3 protein-coding genes are annotated in these 2,127 nt (G+C 40.0%); 2 read left to right on the top strand and 1 reads right to left on the bottom strand.

The features are described 5' to 3' along the window. On the top strand, positions 1-276 hold a 276-nt coding region (locus HRQ60_RS23230), incomplete at its 5' end, for a sensor histidine kinase (RefSeq protein WP_172200996.1). Between the two features lie 88 nt (positions 277-364). Next, positions 365-925, top strand: a complete 561-nt coding sequence (locus HRQ60_RS23235; RefSeq protein WP_172200999.1) for a YdhK family protein — start codon at positions 365-367, stop codon at positions 923-925. A 194-nt stretch (positions 926-1,119) separates the two neighbouring features. Here the strand turns inward: HRQ60_RS23235 and HRQ60_RS23240 are convergent. Beyond that, the coding region (locus HRQ60_RS23240) for a Mur ligase family protein (protein WP_172201002.1) at positions 1,120-2,127 on the bottom strand (1,008 nt) is incomplete at its 5' end.

The following is a 2,127-nucleotide window of genomic DNA, read 5'->3' on the forward strand; positions in this document are numbered from 1 at the left end:
ACACCCATGGGTGGTTCAGTAAGTGTTCAAGTTTTTAGAGAAAAAGAAAATGTCAGGGTGCAGGTGCAGGATTCAGGGATTGGAATTTCCGAACAGGATTTACCTCACATTTTTGAACGATTTTATCGAGGAGATCGGTCAAGGAATCGAAAAACTGGGGGTAGTGGAATAGGGCTTGCAATCTGCAGAAAATTAGTTTTGGCTCATAATGGAGAAATATGGGCTACAAGTAAACAGGGAGCAGAAATTCATATTCGAATCCCGTTATCTTCATAACTTCTTCACATTTTTTGTTTAATCTAAATGAACAAAGATACTAGGGTAAAAGGAAGTCTGTATTATAAATAGAAAGGGAGTCTTTAACATGAATAAAGGATTAATAGGACTTGGAATTTTTTTAATGGTACTGCTTAGCGCTTGCAGTAATAGCAATACAGAGAATAATAACCAAGCAGATACGGGAACTGAAGCGACTATGGAGCACGGAAACATGGAGCATTCTGATTCAGAAGAACTTCCAGAGGGTCTTAAAGAAGCGACTAATCCTACATTTAGTTTAGAAAGCCAAGCGGTAATTACTGCCGATCATATGCCTGGAATGAAGGATGCGACCGCTACAATTGTCGGAGCTTATGATACAACTGTATACGCGGTATCCTATACGCCGACTACCGGAGGAGAACCCGTGAAAAATCATAAGTGGGTTATTCAAGAGGATATAGAGAATGCAGGGGATACTCCTTTTAAGCAAGGGGAAACAGTAGTTTTGGCAGCCGATCATATGCCCGGAATGAAGGGTGCTACAGCAACTGTTGATTCTGCTCAATCCACTACTATTTATATGGTAGATTATGTTCCAACAACAGGAGGAGATCCGGTTAGAAATCACAAATGGTTAACAGCTGATGAACTAACTGCTCCTTAAAATATAGCAAAGAAGTCAGGTGTCTTTTTCTCAATAAAAATACGCTAAACCCTAACGAATATAGGGCTTAGCGTATTTTTATTTTGAGTTTATTGGAACTAAGTGGTTGAACTTTATTATCTTTCCCCGTCATACTTTTTGAAAAGTGAAATGATAAAAAAGAAGATAGATTAACCCAATCGCTTTTGAGAGATCTAAGCGTTGGACGAATATTGTTGAAATAGATAATTCAAAGTTTCTCGGTCTGAGCGGCAAGGCAACTCAAATTGATTTTCATAATTTTCATGTCCTTTACCCGTAATCGCAATACAGTCTCCCTGCCGGGCTTGATCCCAAGCCCATTCAATTGCTTTGGTCCGATCTTCAATAAAGTAAAGGCAACCATTAGAACGCTGCTTTATCATCGTTTTTATCTCTTTGATAAGCTCAGTTGCATTGACTCCTTTGGTATCATCCAACGTTAATATAACAATGTCGCTAATTCCGCTTGTAATATTTAACATGCTTTCTCGCTTAGAAGGGTCACTATTTCCTCTAAAACCAAACAGATGTATCAATCGGCCCGTTTTGCGCGTCTGTAAGGTTTTTAAAAAATGATTGAAACCATCAGGAGTATGAGCGTAGTCGACAATACATTCTGCCCCGGCAGGATGAGCATAGACTTCAAATCGACCAGGAACGCCAGGAAACGTACGAAAAGCTTGTATAATAGATTTAGTATCCACTCCTATGCGTCGTGCTGTAGTCCAAGCTGCGAGTGCATTGTGAGCATTATATAAGCCTGATAAAGGCAGTTTCACCCTATAGAAATTATGCTGATCTTCACAGATCTCAAATTCTAAAGGTGATTCTGAAACCACTCGGCTGATTCTTATAAAATCATCAAGACTATTACCGTAAGTCCTAACAGGGGTACGGCTGGTTAGCAGCTGTTCACTTAGTTTCCTGCCCCAAGAATTTCCGCTGAATACAACAGCTTCGCCCTGTCCTTTTATTTGTTGAAATAAGCGGGCTTTTGTTGCAAAGTAACGCTCTAATGAATGATGATAATCCAAATGGTCATGCGTTAAATTTGTAAAGATAGCAAAATCGAAGTCTATACCGCTGGTACGTTCCTGGTCAATGCCGTGAGAGGATACCTCCATAATCACGACCTGATCCTGACTCATATCGAGCCATTGGTGTAACTGAAGCGCATCAGG

It is taken from the genome of Saccharibacillus qingshengii (assembly GCF_013185195.1).
Taxonomy (GTDB): Bacteria; Bacillota; Bacilli; order Paenibacillales; family Paenibacillaceae; genus Saccharibacillus; species Saccharibacillus qingshengii.

Coding starts and splice junctions, on each gene's coding strand:
- HRQ60_RS23235 (WP_172200999.1), top strand. CDS start 365: ATGAATAAAGGATTAATAGGACTTGGAATTTTTTTAATGGTACTGCTT.